Below are 19,173 nucleotides of genomic sequence, written 5' to 3' on the forward strand. Positions count from 1 at the left end.
TTGATTTATACAACCTTTCTATTTAAGGGATAGCTATCTCTCAATCCTACAAAATATATAATTGATCCGAAAATGGGAAGAAGAAGCACAAGTAAGATTAATAGGATACGATCTGTCGATTTTTGAGCGAAATCTCTTTTGAATATATCAATCAACGCTAGTACGGCAAAAATCAAAGGGGCTAGACCAGCAATAGCAAATACCGCAAGAAGTATCATTTCTTGTGTACCTATATTTAAAAAAAGTAAAATATGCATGATTCTTAGGGTTTTCTAATTGGTTTTGAAATTTAATGTTTTTTGAATAAAATACAATCAAATATTTATTGGTTTTTTGTATTAATAAAGAAATGAGTGTGGAAATAATGTCGATAATATCTAGTCTTATTTGCCTATTTTTGTTTTGATTAAGGGGGATAGACTATGTATATTATATTTGATACCGAAACAACGGGTTTGCCGAAAAGATGGGATGCTCCGATTACCGATACGGACAATTGGCCTAGATGCATTCAAATTGCTTGGCAATTGCATGATGAATTAGGGAATTTGATTGAGCATCAGGACTATCTCATAAAACCGGATGGATTCGATATTCCTTTCGATTCCGAGAAAATACACGGAATTTCTACAGCTTTGGCCACTGAAAATGGTGTACCCTTACAGGATGTTCTTGTTAAGTTTAATGAAGCACTCTCAAAAGCTAAGTTTGTTGTAGGCCAAAATATCGGGTTCGATATTAATATTATGGGGTCGGAGTTTTACAGGTATAATGTAGAGTCTCCTATGAGTGGTATGCCTGTCTTAGATACATGTACTGAGGTGACGGCGAATCTACTTAAGCTTCCTGGTGGACGGGGTGGACGTTTTAAGTTACCTAACCTAACTGAGCTCCATTCTTATCTATTTGGGGTACCATTTGCCGAAGCACATAATGCAACGGCCGACGTAGAGGCTACCACTCGATGTTTCTTTGAGTTAGTACGCCAAGAGGTTTTTACGGCGGAAGACTTACAAGTTGATACCGGATATTTTGTTGACTTTAAACAGCATAATCCTTCGGCAATTTCTACGGTCGGACTTAAACATATTAATCTTAAAGCTGCGTCTGATGCTATCCGTGCACGAGATAAATCTGGACAAGATATTGTTATTGATGAAGAAAGTCTGGAGGCGCTAAAGAATGCCGCGTTCGCACACCTGCATAACCATTCTCAGTTTTCAGTTTTACAGTCTACGATTTCTATTGGAGATCTAGTATCGGCTGCGGCAAAATATAATATGCCTGCTGTTGCACTGACGGATCATGGTAATATGATGGGCGCTTTTCATTTTGTGAGTAAGGTCCTCGCTCATAATAAAGATATCGAAATAAAACAGAAAGAAGAAATTGAAGCTGGCTTAGCTCCTACAGGGCAGCTTATTAAGCCTATTGTGGGCTGTGAATTTTTTGTGTGTGAGGATAGGAAAGATAAAACTAGAAAAGACAACGGGTATCAGATTGTATTTCTAGCCAAGAATAAAAATGGTTATCATAACCTGGCCAAGATGGCATCAGCGGCTTATACAGAAGGTTTTTATTATGTTCCGCGGATTGATAAGAGCATTGTAGAGAAATATAAGGAAGATCTAATAGTTCTTTCAGGAAACCTTCAGGGGGAGGTGCCGAGTAAAGTGCTAAACGTGGGAGAGAACCAAGCTGAAGAGGCCTTGATATGGTGGAAGCAACAATTTGGCGATGATTTTTATATTGAGGTGATGCGCCATGGCCAAGAAGATGAGGAGCGTGTTAATGAGACTTTAATCCGTTTGTCGCGTAAGCATGAGGTGAAATTAGTGGCGAGTAATAATACCTATTATGTGAATAAGGTTGATGCCCATGCGCATGATATTTTACTGTGTGTAAAAGACGGAGAAAAACTTTCCACTCCAAAAGGCAGGGGAAGAGGGTTCCGTTTTGGTATGCCGAATCAAGAATACTACTTTAAATCTTCTGAAGAAATGAAGAAGGCTTTTACTAATTTGCCTGAAGCTATTTTGACAATTCAGGAAATTTTGGATAAAGTCGAAATATTTTCGCTCAATCGGGATGTCCTCTTGCCTAAATTTGAAATACCTGCAGAATTTCAGCATGCAGAAGATGAAGTGGATGGAGGTAAGCGAGGTGAAAATGCGCTGTTGAGACATTTAACTTATGTTGGGGCCAGCAAAAGGTATAAGGAAATTGATGAGGTGGTAACTGAACGTTTGGATTTTGAATTGGCTACTATCGAACGTACAGGATATCCAGGTTACTTTTTGATCGTACAGGATTTTATTGCAGAGGCTCGTAAAATGGGGGTTTCTGTAGGACCAGGGCGCGGATCTGCTGCGGGGTCTGCCGTAGCCTATTGTCTAGGTATTACGAACCTAGATCCTATTCAGTATGATTTACTATTTGAACGGTTTTTAAATCCTGACCGTGTATCCATGCCGGATATTGATATCGATTTTGATGATGAGGGACGCGGTCGTGTCATGCAATATGTAATTGACAAGTATGGAGCATCACAGGTTGCGCAGATTATTACCTACGGGACGATGGCCGCAAAATCTTCGATCAAAGATACTGCTCGTGTTTTGGATCTACCTCTTTCGGATGCCAATGAGATTGCTAAATTAATTCCAAACTTGAAACTAAGCAAGATTTTCAATTTGGAAGAAAAGGCACTCAAAGAAGTGTTGCGTACGGAGGAATTAGATGCGGTCAATCGTCTGAAATCTTTGGCCGATGGCGCAGGACTGGAGGCTGAGACAATCAAACAGGCGAGGGTGCTTGAGGGCTCTATGCGTAATACAGGAATCCATGCTTGTGGTGTTATTATTACGCCGGATGATATTACCAATTTCGTTCCTGTTTCCTTAGCGAAAGACTCTGACTTGTATGTCACCCAGTTTGATAACTCGGTAGTAGAGAGTGCTGGACTGCTCAAAATGGACTTTTTGGGGTTAAAGACATTAACGCTGATAAAGGATACGGTCGCGAATGTGAAATTGAGACATGGTGTAGAATTGGATCCAGATGAATTTCCTATTGATGATGAGTTGACATATGAGCTGTTCCAGCGTGGAGAGACTATTGGGGTGTTCCAGTATGAATCTCCTGGTATGCAGAAATACATGAAGGAGCTGAAGCCTACTGTTTTTGCGGATTTGATTGCCATGAACGCGTTATATAGACCTGGTCCAATGGAATATATCCCTTCTTTTATTAAGCGGAAGCACGGAATTGAGCCCATTGTCTATGATTTGGATGCTTGTGAAGAGTATTTGAAAGAGACGTACGGGATTACGGTTTATCAGGAGCAGGTGATGCTTTTGTCGCAAAAGTTGGCTGGGTTCTCCAAAGGTGATGCCGACGTACTGCGTAAGGCAATGGGTAAGAAGCAGAAGGCAGTACTTGATAAAATGAAACCTAAGTTTGTCGAACAAGCGGTAGAAAAAGGCCATAGTGCCAAAGTGCTTGAGAAGATTTGGACGGACTGGGAGGCTTTTGCAAGTTATGCATTCAACAAATCCCACTCCACATGTTATGCGTGGGTGGCTTATCAGACAGCTTATTTAAAAGCGAATTATCCTGCAGAATATATGGCTGCTGTACTCTCTAATAATATGAATGATATCAAGCAGGTTACCTTCTTTATGGAAGAATGTAAACGAATGGGATTGCTCGTTTTAGGCCCGGATGTCAATGAATCGCATTATAAGTTTACTGTAAATGAGAAAGGAGCTATTCGCTTTGGTATAGGAGCTGTGAAAGGTGTTGGTGCAGGAGCTGTAGATACGATTGTGCAGACACGTAGTGAAGGACCCTATAAATCGATATTTGATTTCGCAAAGCGAATCGATTTACGTTCGGCCAATAAGAAAGCTTTTGAAAGTTTGGTGCATGCTGGCGGTTTTGATAGTTTTACGGATACACATCGTGCACAGTATTTTTATAAAGATGGTGACAATAGTACTGGGATAGAAAAGGCTATTAAGTTTGGCCAACGTTTTAAGGAAAATGAACAATCGGCCCAGGCTAGTCTATTTGGCGGAGGGGCGGCTGCCGATTTGCCAGAACCTGTCCTAGCGCCGTGTACACCATGGGGACTGATTGAAAAGTTGAAATACGAAAAGGATGTAATTGGAATCTATCTTACGAGTCATCCGCTTGATAACTACAAGTTTGAGATCCAGTATTTTTGTAGTAATACGGTGAGGGATCTACAATTGATAAATAAAGTCAAAGCCTCTGAGGTAGAAGAAGATGTATTATTGGATTTCAATAGAATCAAAAATAAGGAGGCTGTTGTTGGTGGTATAATAGCCAATGCTGCTCATCGGGTTTCTAAAAATGGTAAGCCTTTTGGTTCTTTTGTGATAGAAGATTATTCCGATTCTTATGAGATAGCTGTTTTTGGAGAGGACTATGTTAAGTTTAAAGGCTATTTGCAGGATGGTTATTTTGTCCAGATTCGAGGATTGGTACAGGAGCGTTTTAAGCAGGTGGGGAATTGGGGTTTTGAGATCAAGAGTATTCAATTACTGTCTGATCTACGTGATAAACTAGCAAAGAGTTTTACGATACAGATCGCTTTGCAGCAGCTTAACGAAGAGATGATCCGCGCGATTGATGGGCTGGTCAATGCGACAGTTGAAGAGGGAGAGTTACCCAATTGTAGTTTAAAATTTACAGTCATGGATTTGCAGGAAGGATTTCTTGTCGAGATGCCGGCTAAAACAACTAAAATAAAGTTGACTAATGAGTTGATAGATGAGTTGGATAAAATGGAGGGTGTCAAGTATAAATTAAATTGATAAGGTATAGATATTTATTACAATCCGATTAGATTACAATTGTGGGCAATTGATTATATTTGTATTAAATTATAAAAAGAGGATATTATTATGGCATTAGAAATTACAGATAGCAACTTTGAAGAGCTTGTTTTGAAAGCGGATAAACCTGTATTAATTGATTTTTGGGCAGAGTGGTGTGGTCCTTGTCGTATGGTAGGTCCGATCGTAGATGAGATCGCAAAAGAATACGACGGTAAGGCTGTTGTTGGTAAAGTAAACGTAGACAATAACCCAGAGATATCGGTTCGTTTTGGTATCAGAAATATTCCTGCATTATTGTATTTTAAAAATGGTGAAATTGTAGATAAGCAGGTTGGTGCAGTTCCAAAATCAGTACTGGCTGAAAAATTGGATAAGCAATTATAAAATTATTTAAAAATATATTTAGGAAAAGCACTCAGAAATGAGTGCTTTTTTGTGTTCTATACTTTCTTAACCTACATTAAGTTTTGGGAATGACAACCGTATTATCTTTGTAGTGTAAACTTAAGGAGGTAATATAAATGAAAACTGTAGAAAATATTTTTAACCCAAAGCCAGCCCATTTCGTAGGAGATGGATTTAGAGTTCATAATTTTATTCCGAGTTATGCTCCGATGTCAAGGATGAGTCCATTTATTATGTTGGATTATAATTCAACATATAATTTTCCACCAAGTGCCATCCCTAAAGGTGTAGGTGTGCATCCACATAGAGGTTTTGAAACGGTGACTATAGCCTACAAAGGACGTGTAGAGCATGGTGATAGTTCTGGAGGAGGAGGTGTAATAGGTGAAGGGGACGTACAGTGGATGACAGCGGCCTCTGGTGTATTGCATAAGGAATTTCACGAAACAGAATGGAGTAAAACAGGGGGGGATTTTCAGATGGTACAGCTTTGGGTAAATTTACCAGCTAAAGACAAAATGAGTGCGCCTAAATACCAGGCGTTGGTGCATGCAGATATACCTAAGGTAGAATTGGAAAAAAATGCAGGGATAATTGAAGTGATATCAGGAGAATATAATGGTATTAAAGGAGGGGCGTCTACCTTTACGCCTTTGCACATGATGAACGCTAAGCTTAACAAAGGAGCTGTTGTCGAATTTGATTTTCCAGCCCATTTCAATACAGCATTATTGGTTATCTCAGGGAATGTTACTGTGAATGATACATTTAAAGCTGCTACGGATAAAATGGTTCTATTTTATAACGATGGGGATAAATTCACTGTTAATGCGGATGATGATGCTATAGTTCTGGTGTTAAGTGGGGAGCCTATTGATGAACCAATTGCATCCTACGGTCCGTTTGTAATGAATACAATGGAAGAAATACAGCAGGCCTTTGAAGACTTCAATACAGGCAAATTTGGAAATTTGGAATAAATAAAAAAAAGAGCGGTATACCCGCTCTTTTTTATTTTACCTTATACATTTCTTCACGCTGTGCTTGTACAGCTTCTGAATTGATGTATTCGTCATAGGTCATCAGCTTGTCTATGATTCCATTGGGTGTTAATTCAATAATACGATTTGCGACTGTTTCCGTTAATTCATGATCTCGAGATGTAAACAACATTGAGCCTTTGAAATCTTTCATGCCGTTGTTTAATGCTGTAATGGATTCGAGATCCAAGTGGTTTGTCGGTTCATCGAAGATTAAAAAGTTTGCACCTTGTAACATCATTTTGGAAAACATACAACGCATCTTTTCTCCTCCAGATAGAACAGATACTTTTTTCATAACCTCTTCGCCAGAAAATAGCATTTTACCTAAGAAACCGCGTATAAACTGCTCATCTGCATCTGGATTGGATGTGTAGCCTCTTAACCAATCTACAAGATTGTCAGATACACCGTCAAAATAGGATGAGTTGTCCATCGGCATATCTGCAGGAGTGATGGTAATTCCCCATTTGATATCCCCTTGGTAATCTGTATCACGACCGGAGATAATATCATAGAATGCCGAAGTAACCAAGGAATTGGCTCCTAATACAGCTATTTTATCACCTTTATTGATCATGAAAGTAATGTCTTTGAAGAAAACTTCGCCATTTACTGTCTTGCTCAATCCTTCTACATGCAACGTTTGATCTCCAGGTTCTCTGTTCATCGTGTTGAACATGATAGCAGGATATTTACGATTCGAAGGTTGGATTTCATCAATATTGATTTTATCTAAGGCCTTTTTACGTGATGTAGCTTGTTTTGATTTTGAGGCATTTGCTGAGAAGCGACGAATAAATTCTTGAAGTTCTTTTACCTTATCTTCTGTTTTCTTATTCTGATCTGCTCGTTGTTTTAAGGCTAGTTGTGAAGATTCGTACCAAAAAGAGTAAGCACCAGTATAGATCGTCATCTTTCCAAAATCTATATCAACAGTATGTGTACATACAGCATCCAAGAAGTGACGGTCATGGGAAACGACTAGTACGATCGCTTCGTAAGAAGCTAAAAAGTCTTCTAACCAAGCAATAGTCTTAATGTCCAGGTCGTTGGTAGGCTCATCGAGAATTAAAATGTCAGGTTTTCCAAATAAGGCTTGTGCCAATAAGACACGAACTTTTTGATTACCATCTATTTCTGAGACTAACTTATAATGGAATTCTTCTTTAATACCTAAACTGCTTAAAAGGGTAGCGGCATTGGACTCCGCGTTCCATCCGTCCATTTCAGCAAATAAGCTCTCTAGTTCTCCTGCACGCTCACCATCTGCATCAGAGAAGTCTTCTTTCATGTAGATAGCGTCTTTCTCTTTCATGATTTTGTACAGCTCTTGATTTCCCATCATTACAGTTTCTAAAACTGTAAATTCGTCGAAAGCATAGTGATCTTGACTTAAGACCGACATTCTATCTCCAGGAGTGAAAGAAACAGATCCTGTAGTTTGATCCACCTCTCCAGAGATGATCTTTAAAAACGTGGATTTACCCGCACCGTTAGCACCAATAATGCCGTAACAGTTTCCAGGAGTGAATTTTAAATTGACATCCTCGAATAGCACACGTTTGCCAAAACGAAGGGATAGATTGGATACATTAATCATGGCGCAAAGATAAGGTTTATTTTATTTACCAACCCTATTTTATGGCAAATTCGGTAGTGATGGTTCTCTTGAATTCGATCACTTCGGGCGCGATTTTAAACCCTTGTCCTCCAAAACCTTTGTTGTACGTATCTATGCGTTCGCCACTACTGTAACCTGTGGCATCGCTACCTGATCCGTCATTGGATAGGAATAGAAGTTTTCCTAGTCTGACATCGGCTCTATCGGCAATTTTATTCGCAGATTTTAATGCATCGTCATAGGCGATCAGGTCGGCTTCTCTAAGGATGCTGTCAGCCTTAGAGTGATTAAATTGAATCTGAGCGATGCTACTTATTTTTGTGTCTAATAATTTCGCGGTTAGCTCCGTGAACTTATTCAAATCATGAAGGACGAAATCTATAGTTTGTTGAGCTTGAAATCCTACAAATTTGTAATTGCTACCCACATATTGGTAGTCTTTGTTGGCCGATATACTACTGGTCTTGATATCCTGTTCTTTATTTCCAAAACTTTCAAGTATACGCATTACTGTATCTACAGTCGCTTGTGTCTCTCGAACGGCATCCACCATTTTTGGTTTTGAAAAACTAGCGTTGATGGTTAATGTAACTTGATCGGGCATTACGCGGATTTTTCCTTCGCCACTGACTCGGATATGGTTCTGATTTTCCGTATTACTGTTACTACAGGAAATAAATGTAGCAGTTGCAAAAATACATGTAATCAAAAGGGGAAGTGATTTGAATTGTTTTGCCATAATTTTATATTTAAATAAGGATGAAACTAGGCAATAATTTCCATAAATAATTTTACAGATTATACCCGATGTTTTTTTTGTGCACTTTGCTGGGGAATCGCTCCGCATATTGTAAAACCAACGTGTTCATGTAGAAGTTACTTATACATTTATCTGCTTCAGAAATAAGATCTTCAATTTGGGTGTTTTGATTCTCTACATGGATAAAACCAAATGCAGCTAACTGATCATCCTTAAAATAAATGTAAGATTTTTCATCTAAACACCTCCCTTGATCCATAATTAGAAAAGTACTGCGTTGTCTAATTACTGAATCTAATGCTTGGTTTACTTGGTCATTATAATCTTTTACAGCAGCAATGTTGTTGTAATCTACAGCTATTTTATGTTCTGGACGTACGGAGTAAAAATAACATAATTTTGGTGAGAGTTCATATTCATCCATTAATTTTAGAAGGAGCTGATTCGCTTCTATTGCACGTTCAAAATACTGTATCGCTTTGGCTTGCTTGTTGAATGTTGAAACCAATAAACGTTTGTAGCCTCGTTGGTCCTCGTATTCAAAGAGACCGAACTTAGGTTCAAACTTTTTTAACGCTTGATTGTGTATCGGCCAATGTTGCTTTATCATTTTACACTCCATGAGAAGTGCCATTAATTCGGTACCACTCTCTTGATAGTCAATGCGGTGAATTTCGTTAATGAATAATTGCCTTTTTTGAGAGCTATTATTTCCACTAAAGTGACTTAATACTCTCTTTTTTATGTTCACCGCCTTCCCTATATAGACTATTTTGTCGCTTTTATTCTTGAAAAAATAAATGCCAGCAGACTCTGGCAATTGCAAAAAGTCTTCTTGATTGATGTGAGTAGGTAATCTATGCTCTTTGGTGTTTTTTAGTGTTGTCCCAATAATTGACTCGGTATCGTTTTTTAGAAGTCTTTCGAATAGTGTGACCGTAGCCTCTACGTCGCCCATAGCGCGATGACGGTGATGAATCGGTATCTCTAGATTTTGACATAATTTGCCAAGACTATAGGAAGCTAGATTAGGGAAGATTTTGCGGGATAGGCGAACTGTACAAAGTTTTGGCGCCTTCCAGTCATAACCCGCTTTCTTGAGTTCTTGATTTATAAAAGAGTAGTCGAAATTAACGTTGTGTGCAACGAATACACGCTTCTGTAATATGCTGTAGACTTTTTTTGCAATATCACTGAATGATGGAGCATGAGCAACCATATCGTTATTGATTCCAGTGAGTGATTGAATATGATAAGGAATGATGGTTCCAGGGTTGACGAGTGTTTCGAATTTCTCTAAGACATGTTCTCCATTGTGTACTATAATAGCGATTTCTGTAATTCCATTATCCCCTGCATAAGAGCCTGTAGTCTCTATATCCACTATTGCATATTCCATATTCCAAAAATACTAATTATATTAGTTGGTAGTGAGCAGATTTTTATTAATTTTATTGTAATGAAAAAACGCTTAATATTCTTAATTGTCGGAGGCCTATTTTTGGGTAGCCTTTTTGCTCAAGGTCAAGGCAAAAGCTTTTACAAACTGCCAGTGTATGGTAAGTATTTTGAAACAACGGAGCAGTTTCATCGTGTTGATACTGTAAAATATGGAGATATGCCTACTGGCGTGAAAAAGCTGTATACGAATAGTGCAGGGCTATTTGTTACTTTTAGATCTAACTCTCCACAATTATATGCAAAGTGGTGTACCACAGATAAAAAAGTAGGACTTAACCTCACTGCTATAGCAAATAAGGGATTAGACGTCTATATCAGAAATGGAAAAGGAATGTGGCAATATGCTGGTTCTAAGGGGACGATTAACTCTTGTGAAGAATCCTTGATTTTAGAGGACCTTGATAATACGGATAAGGAGTTTTTAATTTATCTTCCGCTATACGATGAAACTAAATCTTTAGAGATTGGAGTGCAAAATGGATCTAGTTTTGCCCCTTTGTCTAATCCTTTTAAAGGTAATATCGTTGTGTACGGGTCTAGTATTGTTCATGGGGCTTCAGCTAGTCGTCCAGGTATGGCGTATCCTGCGATTCTGTCGAGACGTACAGGGTTTAATTTTTTGAATTTTGGGGTGAGCGGTAGTGCGAAAATGGAGAAGGGAGTTGTGCACATGTTGGGAGATACCAATCCTGATTTATTTATTTTGGATTGTGTGCCTAATTCTTCACCCGAACAAGTTACGGAACGGACATCCTATTTGGTGTCTTACTTGCGCGATAAACATCCGAATACACCGATCATTATGATTCCGTCAGTAGTAAGGGAACTTAGTCATTTTAATCAGAGCTGGGGTAAGCGTAACACGCAGCAAAATGACAATTGGAAAGCGGAATACGATAAGCTCCTTGCGAAAGGTATGAAATCGCTTTATTATCTGGATACTGACCGTTTATTGGGGGATGATCATGAGGCGACTACCGATGGTACACATCCCAGCGATTTAGGTTTCATGCGGATGGTAGCGGAAATTGAACCTTTCGTACTCGATGTTATCAAGAAGCACCAGATCAATTAATAAAGAAAAGGTCTAAGTAATTACTTAGACCTTTTCTTTCAGAAGAGTATTAGAACTCTTTTCTACCGGGATATTCTAGAAGTGCTCTTTCTAAGCAGATTAAAGCACGTTTCAAATCTTCTTGATTTAGGACATAGGCTAGACGAACTTCATTTAATCCTAGCCCAACAGTACTGTAGAAACCTGTTGCTGGCGCCATCATGACCGTTTCGTTTTCGTAAGAGAATTTTTCCAACATCCATTGGCAAAATTTATCTGCGTTGTCAATTGGTAATTTTGCTACAACATAAAATGCCCCCCCGGGGTTAGGGCAGAATACGCCATCAATTTTATTTAACCCTTTTACTAATGTATTTCTACGGGCTGTATATTCTTTTGAAACCGCTTCAAAATAGGAATCAGGCGTGTCTACGGCGGCTTCGCCTGCAATTTGCCCTTCTAATGATGGGCTTAGGCGTGCTTGGGCAAATTTTAAAGCAGTTTGATAAAGACCTTTGTTTTTAGTTATCAAGCAACCGATTCGGGCTCCGCAGGCAGAGTAACGCTTTGATACGGTGTCTAAAACAACAACATTGTTTTCAAGTCCCTCTAAGTGCATAGGAGAAATAAATTCACGACCGTCGTAGCAGAATTCTCGATAAGCTTCGTCGGAGAAAAGGTATAAATCGTGCTTGATACAGATGGCCTTTAACGCTTCTAATTCTTCACGTGAATAAAGATACCCTGTTGGATTGTTTGGATTGCATATCGCAATAGCTTTTGTTTTTTCGGTAATAACCTTTTCGAAATCAGCGATAGAGGGCAATGCAAAGCCATTTTCTATATGAGATACTATCGGTTTTATTATTATATCTGAAGAACAGGCAAATCCGTTGTAGTTTGCGTAAAAGGGTTCTGGAATGATGATTTCTTCACCTGGGTTAAGACAGGATTGCATGGCTATTGTGATAGCTTCGGAACCACCATTTGTAACCAAAATATCGGTAGGTTGTATATCGTATTCTAGTTTATTGTAATATTCTGCTAGTTTATTACGATAGGAGGCGGTTCCCTCAGAAGGAGTATAGGCCCACACTTTAAAGTCTATGTTTTTTAAAGCGTTTAACATTATCTCCGGTGTTTGGATATCAGGCTGTCCAATGTTTAAATGATATATTTTCTTTCCTTCCTTTTTCGCATGATCTGCAAAAGGAGTAAGTTTTCGTATTGGAGAAGCTGGCATATCCATGCCTTTTTGTGATATCTTTGGCATATAACTATAGTTTAATGTGTTAAAATAGTGTACAAAGATACGAAAAGAGAGGGTATAAAAAAGCCGTAACAGTTTTGATCGGTTACGGCTTTTTATATGCTTTTTGGGTTGTTGTTTTATTCAACGTTACCTTTTACGGTCAATGTCTTTACAGGAGTCTTAGTGTTTGACTTAACAGTAAACGATTTTGTGAAAGGGCCTTTAGTTGCTGCATTGTATGTTACTTTAATTTTACCGGAATCACCTGGTTTAATTGGAGCTTTTGAAAAATCAGCAACAGAACACCCGCAGGATGGAGCGACTTCAGAAACAATAATAGGAGCATCTCCACCATTAGTGAATACGAATTCATAGCTCGCAGGCTTGTTAAAAGGTATAGTGCCAAAATCGTGGGTTTCTTTCTCAAATTTGAATTCTCCAACTGCGACAGCCATCGCAGATAATGAGATGAAAGCAATTAATACTGTTGCTATATTTAATAAATTTTTCATATGTGTTTTGTATTATATTTTTATCTGTCATATGGAATACACATGATTGTTCGGGCTTCGCGCTTTACATGAGTAATTCATATTTTGTAATTAACTAGTTTTTGTATCTATAAATTGTATACTTAACTCTCTTCAATAGATATGCCAAAAGTAATTGTTTTATTTGAACATACTTTGACGGCAGTCTTTAACAACAATATTTTTACATTAATTGTTTGTCTATTGGACTAGAATATGTGACTTGTAATTTAAATTATACCTTCTTTTAGCAGATCTTGGATATGTATTATGCCGGAGTAATCACCATTTTGCGTAATTAATAATTGAGAAATGTTATTTTCTCTCATTTTATGTAAAGCATTTGCAGCAAGTTCGCTTACCTCAATTTCCTTTGGTTTTTTAGACATGATGTCAGCAGCCCTTAATCCGGAAATATCGTCATATTTTTCTAGCATTCTCCGGATATCACCATCTGTAATAATACCTACAATCTGTTCGTTGTCAATGACTGCTGTGGCGCCTAGACGATGCTTTGTAATAGTTATTATCAGTTGTTTTATGGAATCCTCTTTGTGTACAAAGGGTTTCGCATTGAGGTTGGAGACATCACCTACCTTGAGATAAAGTTGCTTACCAAGCGCTCCGCCTGGATGGAATTTGGCAAAGTCCTGGTCTGTAAATTGTCTTGCGGTCTGTAAGCATACTGCTAATGCATCGCCCATTGCTAGTTGTGCGGTCGTACTTGTCGTAGGAGCTAGGTTATTGGGGCAAGCTTCTTTTTCTACCGTAGTATCTAGCACATAGTCAGATTGTTCTGCTAGATAAGATTTTGTGTTCCCTACAAGACCGATAAGCTTATTTTGTGTTTGTTTGAGAAAAGGAATTAAAACTTTTATCTCGGGGGTATTTCCGCTTTTAGAGATTGCGATGATTAAGTCATCTTTCTGTATTATTCCCAAGTCCCCATGTATAGCGTCAGCAGCATGCATAAAGATGGAGGGTGTACCCGTAGAGTTTAGGGTTGCAACAATTTTCTGAGCAATGATGGCACTTTTTCCGATGCCGGTTAGGATTACTCTTCCGCGAAGGTTTAGAATAAGGTGTATAACCTGCACAAAATCATCATTAATTTTGGTTGCTAAATTTAGTAGGGCTTGAGCTTCAAGCTCCAGTACTGCGATGGCCTCTTTTTTTATTTCTGAATTGCTTTTCACGGAAAATCTCCTTATTTTTATAATACAATTCACAAAAATAAGTTATTTAAATTTTAGATAGGTGACCACCTTCTAATTTTGTAGCTGCGCAGATGGAAATAGAAAAATCTTTGTACGACAATCTCCAAGAGTTCTTTGGTTTTGATACATTTAAAGGGGATCAAGAAGCCATTATTACTAACATTTTAAATAAAAAAGATACCTTTGTTATCATGCCCACGGGAGGGGGCAAGTCAATTTGCTATCAATTGCCCGCATTGATGAGCAATGGTACAGCTATAGTAATATCGCCTTTGATAGCCTTAATGAAAAATCAGGTGGATCAATTACGTGCTTTTGGGGGAACAGATAGTATTGCACACTTTTTGAATTCTTCGCTTACAAAAGGTGAAATTACCAAAGTAAAAAGTGATGTTACTGAAGGCAAGACAAAGTTACTTTATGTCGCTCCTGAATCCTTGTCGAAAGAAGATAATGTACAGTTTTTGAAAAATATAAAGGTTTCCTTCGTTGCTGTAGATGAAGCCCATTGTATTTCGGAGTGGGGACATGATTTTCGCCCGGAGTATCGCAAGATACGTTCGATTATTAATGGAATAGGCGAGGATATCCCAATTATTGCGCTGACAGCTACCGCTACTCCAAAAGTACAGTCTGATATCCGAAAGAATCTACAGATGAATGATGCTACATTGTTTAAGTCGTCATTCAATCGTTCTAATTTATTTTATGAGGTTAGAAGTAAAAAGAATGTTGTGAAGGAGATCGTTAAGTTTATTCGTGGAAACGCTGGTAAGACTGGGATAATATACTGTTTGAGTCGGAAGAAGGTTGAGGAAATTGCGGAGGTGTTAAATATTAATGGAATTAAGGCTCTTCCATACCATGCTGGGTTGGATGCTAAAACCCGTGCTGATACGCAAGATAAATTCCTTATGGAAGATGTTGAAGTAATAGTCGCTACAATAGCTTTTGGAATGGGGATTGATAAGCCGGATGTACGTTATGTTATACATCACGATATTCCAAAGTCTATGGAGGGATATTACCAAGAAACGGGACGTGCTGGTCGTGACGGAGGTGAAGGAGTCTGTGTATCGTTTTATTCCAAGAAGGATGTTGAGAAGCTGACGAAATTCATGAAAGATAAACCTGTCTCTGAACGTGAGATAGGTACGCAAATTCTTAAAGAAGTTATTGATTACTCGGAGTCGTCTGTTTGTCGCCGAAAACAAATATTACACTATTTTGGAGAAAAATTTGATGAAACGGGTTGTAATAGTATGTGTGACAACTGTCGTGCACAAAAGATGTATTTCGATGCGGAAGAGGATCTTATAAAAATGTTGAGTTTTATCAAAGAAGAAGGGGATAAATTTGATGACCATCATATTATCAATGTGTTTTTGGGACAGAATAACCAACCGATTTCTTCTTATAAACACGACGATCATAAGTTATTCGGTTCTGGCAAGGAACAGGGGGTAAACTATTGGAATTCCCTAATTCGACAAGCGGAACTCGCAGATTTTATAAAGAAAGATATCGACCATTATGGGCTACTCGCCCTGACAGAAGACGGTAAACGTTATCTCAATAATCCATATGCTATTAAGTTTATCCTTAATAAACCTATGGAGGCTGCTGATGAGGATGGGGCCGAGGAACCAAAGCAATCCTCAGGAGCTCTTGATACCGAACTGTTGGGGATGTTGAAAGATCTACGTAAGAAAATTGCCAAACAGAAGTCTTTGCCTCCATTTGTCATTTTTCAGGACCCTTCGTTGGAAGAGATGTGTACCCTATATCCGATAACAATGGAGGAGATGAAACAAGTGCATGGAGTAGGTGCTGGTAAAGCGGTGAAGTTTGGAGCTTCCTTTGTGGAATTAATTAAGGGTTATGTGGAAGAAAAAGGAATCGATAGACCCCAAGATTTAATTGTCAAAAGTACGGCAAACAAATCTGCGTTGAAAGTAAGTATTATTCAGAATATTGACCGAAAAATAGGTTTAGAAGATATTGCTTCATCTAAAGGAATCACCTATGAAGATTTGCTGAAGGAAGTCGAGTCTATTGTGTATTCCGGAACGAAACTCAATATTAGTTATTTTGTTGATGAAATGATTGATCAAGATAGGCAGGACGAAGTGTATGATTATTTTAAATCAGCGGAGGTTGACTCTATCAAAGAAGCTTTGGCTGAGTTAGGAGAGGTAGACTACACGTATGAGGATATTCAACTTATGCGGATCAAATTTATATCAGAATTAGGAAATTAGGAAATTAGGAAAAAGATGATTGATAAATATTTGCCAGAGATCAAAAATGGCGGTTCCAAGCAGTTCTTTTTGATGGCTGGACCTTGTGCAATTGAAGGGGAAGAAATTGCGTTTCGAATAGCGGAGCGGATTATTCGTATCACAGATTCGTTGGGTATTCCCTTTATTTTCAAAGGGTCTTATAGAAAGGCAAATCGTTCAAGGATTGATTCTTTCACAGGGATAGGCGACGAAAAAGCACTTAAGATTTTAGAAAAGGTGGGACGTGAATTTGGGATACCTACGGTAACAGATATCCATGAAAGTCATGAAGCTGCAATGGCAGCAGCCTATGTTGATGTTTTACAGATTCCAGCATTTTTATGTAGACAGACAGAATTGTTAGCTGCAGCAGCAGAAACAGGGAAAGTGGTTAACATTAAGAAAGGACAGTTTTTATCTGCTGAGTCAATGGCATTTGCTGTTGATAAAGTTAAAGATTCTGGAAATGATAAGGTGATCTTGACGGATAGAGGAAACTCATTTGGTTATCAGGATTTGATAGTAGATTTTAGAGGTATCCCGACGATGCGTTCTTTTCAAGTACCCACCGTAATGGATTGTACACATTCTTTGCAACAACCTAACCAAACAACGGGAGTAACTGGAGGGAAGCCCGCTTTGATTGAGACCATTGCTAAAGCTGCTATTGCAGTGGGAGCCGATGGTCTTTTTATTGAAACACATCCTGACCCTGCAAATGCAAAGTCTGATGGTGCAAATATGCTACATTTGGATTTGCTTGAGGGACTGATGCAAAAACTGGTACGTTTACGTGAGGCGGTCATGTAGGAGAAAATAGCAAGATGATGTTTTCGGTTTGTTGTTGAAATTTTAAACAGTAAAGGCGTTTTTTAGGAACGCCTTTACTGTTTAATTTATTTTCGGATTTTTTAGAATATTTTTTAAGTTTCTCCTAAAAAATACTTTTATTTACAGAATAAATGACAATTATAACAGCTATCCTTAATTAATGGAACATCTTATTTCGACTATTTCAAGTTATGTTTGGAGCGATTTTTTTATTTACTTCTGTTTGTCGATAGGCCTTTATTTCTCTTTGCGGACAGGATTTCTTCAAATTCGTTACTTAAAAGAGATGGTTCACCTTCTTTTTAAGAAGAAGAAGTCGAAAGAGGGAATATCTTCGTTTCAAGCTTTTGCGTTGGCAATCTCTGGACGTGTAGGTACAGGTAACATCGTTGGTGTTGCTACAGCCATATTTATGGGAGGGCCCGGTGCTGTCTTTTGGATGTGGATCATAGCGTTTTTGGGATCTGCCTCTGCTTTTGTAGAATCGACTCTAGCGCAGGTTTATAAACAAAAAGAGGGTGGAGAGTTTAGAGGTGGGCCGGCTTATTATATAGAAAAGGGATTGGGGGTAAAGTGGTATGCAGTTTTGTTTGCAGTAATAACTATTTTGAGTACCGGATTTCTACTCCCTGGGGTTCAGAGTAATGCAATTAACAGTACGATAACAAATGCATTTGAATATTCCAACACTGTGATTTCTTTAGGTAGTTTTGATATGACTGTAAGTTGGGTGGGAATTGTAGTCGTACTATTACTTATAGTTATTATTATAGGTGGAGTGAAGCGATTGGGACAAGCCTCTGAGTTTATTGTACCATTTATGGCTGGGGCTTATATTTTAATGGCTTTGATTGTTATCGGTATGAATTTTATGCAGATTCCAGCAATTTTCAAACTTATCTTTACTTCGGCGTTTAGCTTGGATGCAACTTTTGGAGGGGTGGTTGGAATGGCAATCGCTTGGGGAGTTAAGCGAGGTATCTATTCAAATGAAGCAGGGCAAGGAACAGCTCCTCATGCCGCAGCTGCGGCCGATGTACGTCATCCTGCTCAACAGGGATTGGTGCAGGCTTTTTCAGTATATGTAGATACGCTCTTCGTCTGTACAGCGACTGCCTTGATGATATTGTTTACCGGTATGTACAACGTTGCTAACAGATTTGATCAGTCTGGCCATGTTGTATCTTTATTAAAGGAAAATATTACAGGGGTTGCTGCTGATGGATTTACACAGGCTGCAATCTCACATCATTTTCCGGAATTTGGTAATCAGTTTGTAGCTATCGCTTTGTTCTTCTTTGCTTTCACGACGATCATGGCTTACTATTATTATGCCGAAACTAACGTGGCTTATATCGTGAAGGGTAAGAATAAAAAGACTGTTATCTGGGGATTGCGGATTGTCTTCTTATTTTCAACTTATTTTGGTACAATCAAGACAGCAAAGCTGGCTTGGGATCTAGGAGATATTGGTGTAGGCTTGATGGCTTGGGTTAACTTAATTGCTATTGTCTTAATGAGTAAGACCGCAATGAAGGTGTGGAAAGACTATGTATCAAAACGAAAACGTGGAATTGAAGACCCTGAGTTTGATCCTAATGAACTTGGTATTAAAAATGCAGATTTCTGGGAAAAATAGGAAAAAGGTAATTTTTACTACTCCTTTTCCTATTTCCTAATTAATCCCACCAATACATGTTGTAGCAAATATTAAGACAAATGCAATAAAGAGTAGCATTAAGAAAGTGGTATAAGAGAGCTTTCTCATAATATTAAGTTTGTTTAAATAGTGAAGGTATAATTGCAAATAGTGTGCCACAGGTTGTCTTATCATTTATGTGTATAAAATATC

Annotated in this window: 14 protein-coding genes; 7 read left to right on the forward strand and 7 right to left on the reverse strand. The window is 38.4% G+C overall.

Features of this window, described 5'->3' with window-relative positions; all coding sequences use genetic code 11:
• Nucleotides 1-5: 5 nt before the first annotated feature.
• The gene (locus tag G7B20_RS00725; RefSeq protein ID WP_164108124.1) at nt 6-257 is read right to left on the reverse strand and encodes a PLDc N-terminal domain-containing protein; all 252 of its coding nucleotides are present in this window, start codon (nt 255-257) and stop codon (nt 6-8) included.
• Nucleotides 258-422: 165 nt separating this feature from the next.
• On the opposite strand from G7B20_RS00725, the gene dnaE reads away from it, so the two are divergent.
• From dnaE to G7B20_RS00740, 3 genes are all read left to right on the forward strand, one after another.
• Nucleotides 423-4,841, forward strand: a complete 4,419-nt coding sequence (dnaE, locus tag G7B20_RS00730; RefSeq protein WP_164108125.1) for a DNA polymerase III subunit alpha — start codon at nt 423-425, stop codon at nt 4,839-4,841.
• A 90-nt stretch (nt 4,842-4,931) separates the two neighbouring features.
• Nucleotides 4,932-5,249, forward strand: a complete 318-nt coding sequence (gene trxA, locus G7B20_RS00735; protein ID WP_079641789.1) for a thioredoxin — start codon at nt 4,932-4,934, stop codon at nt 5,247-5,249.
• Between the two features lie 137 nt (nt 5,250-5,386).
• A complete protein-coding gene (locus G7B20_RS00740; RefSeq protein WP_164108126.1) occupies nt 5,387-6,250 on the forward strand; it encodes a pirin family protein in 864 nt (287 codons plus the stop codon).
• 31 nt (nt 6,251-6,281) lie between these two features.
• Here G7B20_RS00740 and G7B20_RS00745 read toward each other — a convergent pair whose 3' ends face one another.
• From G7B20_RS00745 to G7B20_RS00755, 3 genes are read right to left on the reverse strand one after another with little or no spacing between them, the layout of a single operon-like run.
• The gene (locus G7B20_RS00745) at nt 6,282-7,913 is read right to left on the reverse strand and encodes an ABC-F family ATP-binding cassette domain-containing protein (protein WP_079641785.1); all 1,632 of its coding nucleotides are present in this window, start codon (nt 7,911-7,913) and stop codon (nt 6,282-6,284) included.
• Between the two features lie 34 nt (nt 7,914-7,947).
• Nucleotides 7,948-8,673 (reverse strand): SIMPL domain-containing protein, encoded by a 726-nt coding sequence (locus G7B20_RS00750; RefSeq protein WP_164108127.1) that lies wholly within the window; start codon nt 8,671-8,673, stop codon nt 7,948-7,950.
• A gap of 52 nt (nt 8,674-8,725) precedes the next feature.
• Nucleotides 8,726-10,093 carry an exonuclease domain-containing protein gene (locus G7B20_RS00755; protein ID WP_164108128.1) on the reverse strand — a complete coding sequence of 456 codons (1,368 nt, stop codon included), beginning with the start codon at nt 10,091-10,093 and terminating at the stop codon, nt 8,726-8,728.
• 60 nt (nt 10,094-10,153) lie between these two features.
• On the opposite strand from G7B20_RS00755, the gene G7B20_RS00760 reads away from it, so the two are divergent.
• On the forward strand, nt 10,154-11,230 hold the full coding sequence (locus G7B20_RS00760) for an SGNH/GDSL hydrolase family protein (RefSeq protein ID WP_164108129.1): 1,077 nt from the start codon (nt 10,154-10,156) through the stop codon (nt 11,228-11,230).
• A gap of 49 nt (nt 11,231-11,279) precedes the next feature.
• Here G7B20_RS00760 and G7B20_RS00765 read toward each other — a convergent pair whose 3' ends face one another.
• The 3 genes from G7B20_RS00765 to G7B20_RS00775 form a co-directional block, all read right to left on the reverse strand.
• Complete coding sequence (locus G7B20_RS00765) at nt 11,280-12,482, reverse strand: pyridoxal phosphate-dependent aminotransferase (RefSeq protein ID WP_164108130.1); 1,203 nt, start codon at nt 12,480-12,482, stop codon at nt 11,280-11,282.
• A 116-nt stretch (nt 12,483-12,598) separates the two neighbouring features.
• Nucleotides 12,599-12,973: a DUF1573 domain-containing protein gene (locus tag G7B20_RS00770; RefSeq protein ID WP_164108131.1), complete on the reverse strand. Its 375-nt coding sequence runs from the start codon at nt 12,971-12,973 to the stop codon at nt 12,599-12,601.
• A gap of 248 nt (nt 12,974-13,221) precedes the next feature.
• On the reverse strand, nt 13,222-14,187 hold the full coding sequence (locus G7B20_RS00775) for an SIS domain-containing protein (RefSeq protein ID WP_164108132.1): 966 nt from the start codon (nt 14,185-14,187) through the stop codon (nt 13,222-13,224).
• Between the two features lie 92 nt (nt 14,188-14,279).
• Here G7B20_RS00775 and recQ point away from each other — a divergent pair, with 92 nt between their 5' ends.
• The 3 genes from recQ to G7B20_RS00790 all read left to right on the forward strand — a co-directional run bounded on the left by recQ (nt 14,280) and on the right by G7B20_RS00790 (nt 18,960).
• Complete coding sequence (recQ, locus tag G7B20_RS00780) at nt 14,280-16,469, forward strand: DNA helicase RecQ (RefSeq protein ID WP_164108133.1); 2,190 nt, start codon at nt 14,280-14,282, stop codon at nt 16,467-16,469.
• A gap of 15 nt (nt 16,470-16,484) precedes the next feature.
• On the forward strand, nt 16,485-17,300 hold the full coding sequence (gene kdsA / locus G7B20_RS00785; RefSeq protein ID WP_164108134.1) for a 3-deoxy-8-phosphooctulonate synthase: 816 nt from the start codon (nt 16,485-16,487) through the stop codon (nt 17,298-17,300).
• Nucleotides 17,301-17,481: 181 nt separating this feature from the next.
• The gene (locus tag G7B20_RS00790) at nt 17,482-18,960 is read left to right on the forward strand and encodes an alanine/glycine:cation symporter family protein (protein WP_164108135.1); all 1,479 of its coding nucleotides are present in this window, start codon (nt 17,482-17,484) and stop codon (nt 18,958-18,960) included.
• Nucleotides 18,961-19,173: the final 213 nt, after the last annotated feature.

Origin of the sequence: Sphingobacterium sp. xlx-96 (genome assembly GCF_011007365.1) — a bacterium.
Taxonomy (GTDB): Bacteria; Bacteroidota; Bacteroidia; order Sphingobacteriales; family Sphingobacteriaceae; genus Sphingobacterium; species Sphingobacterium luzhongxinii.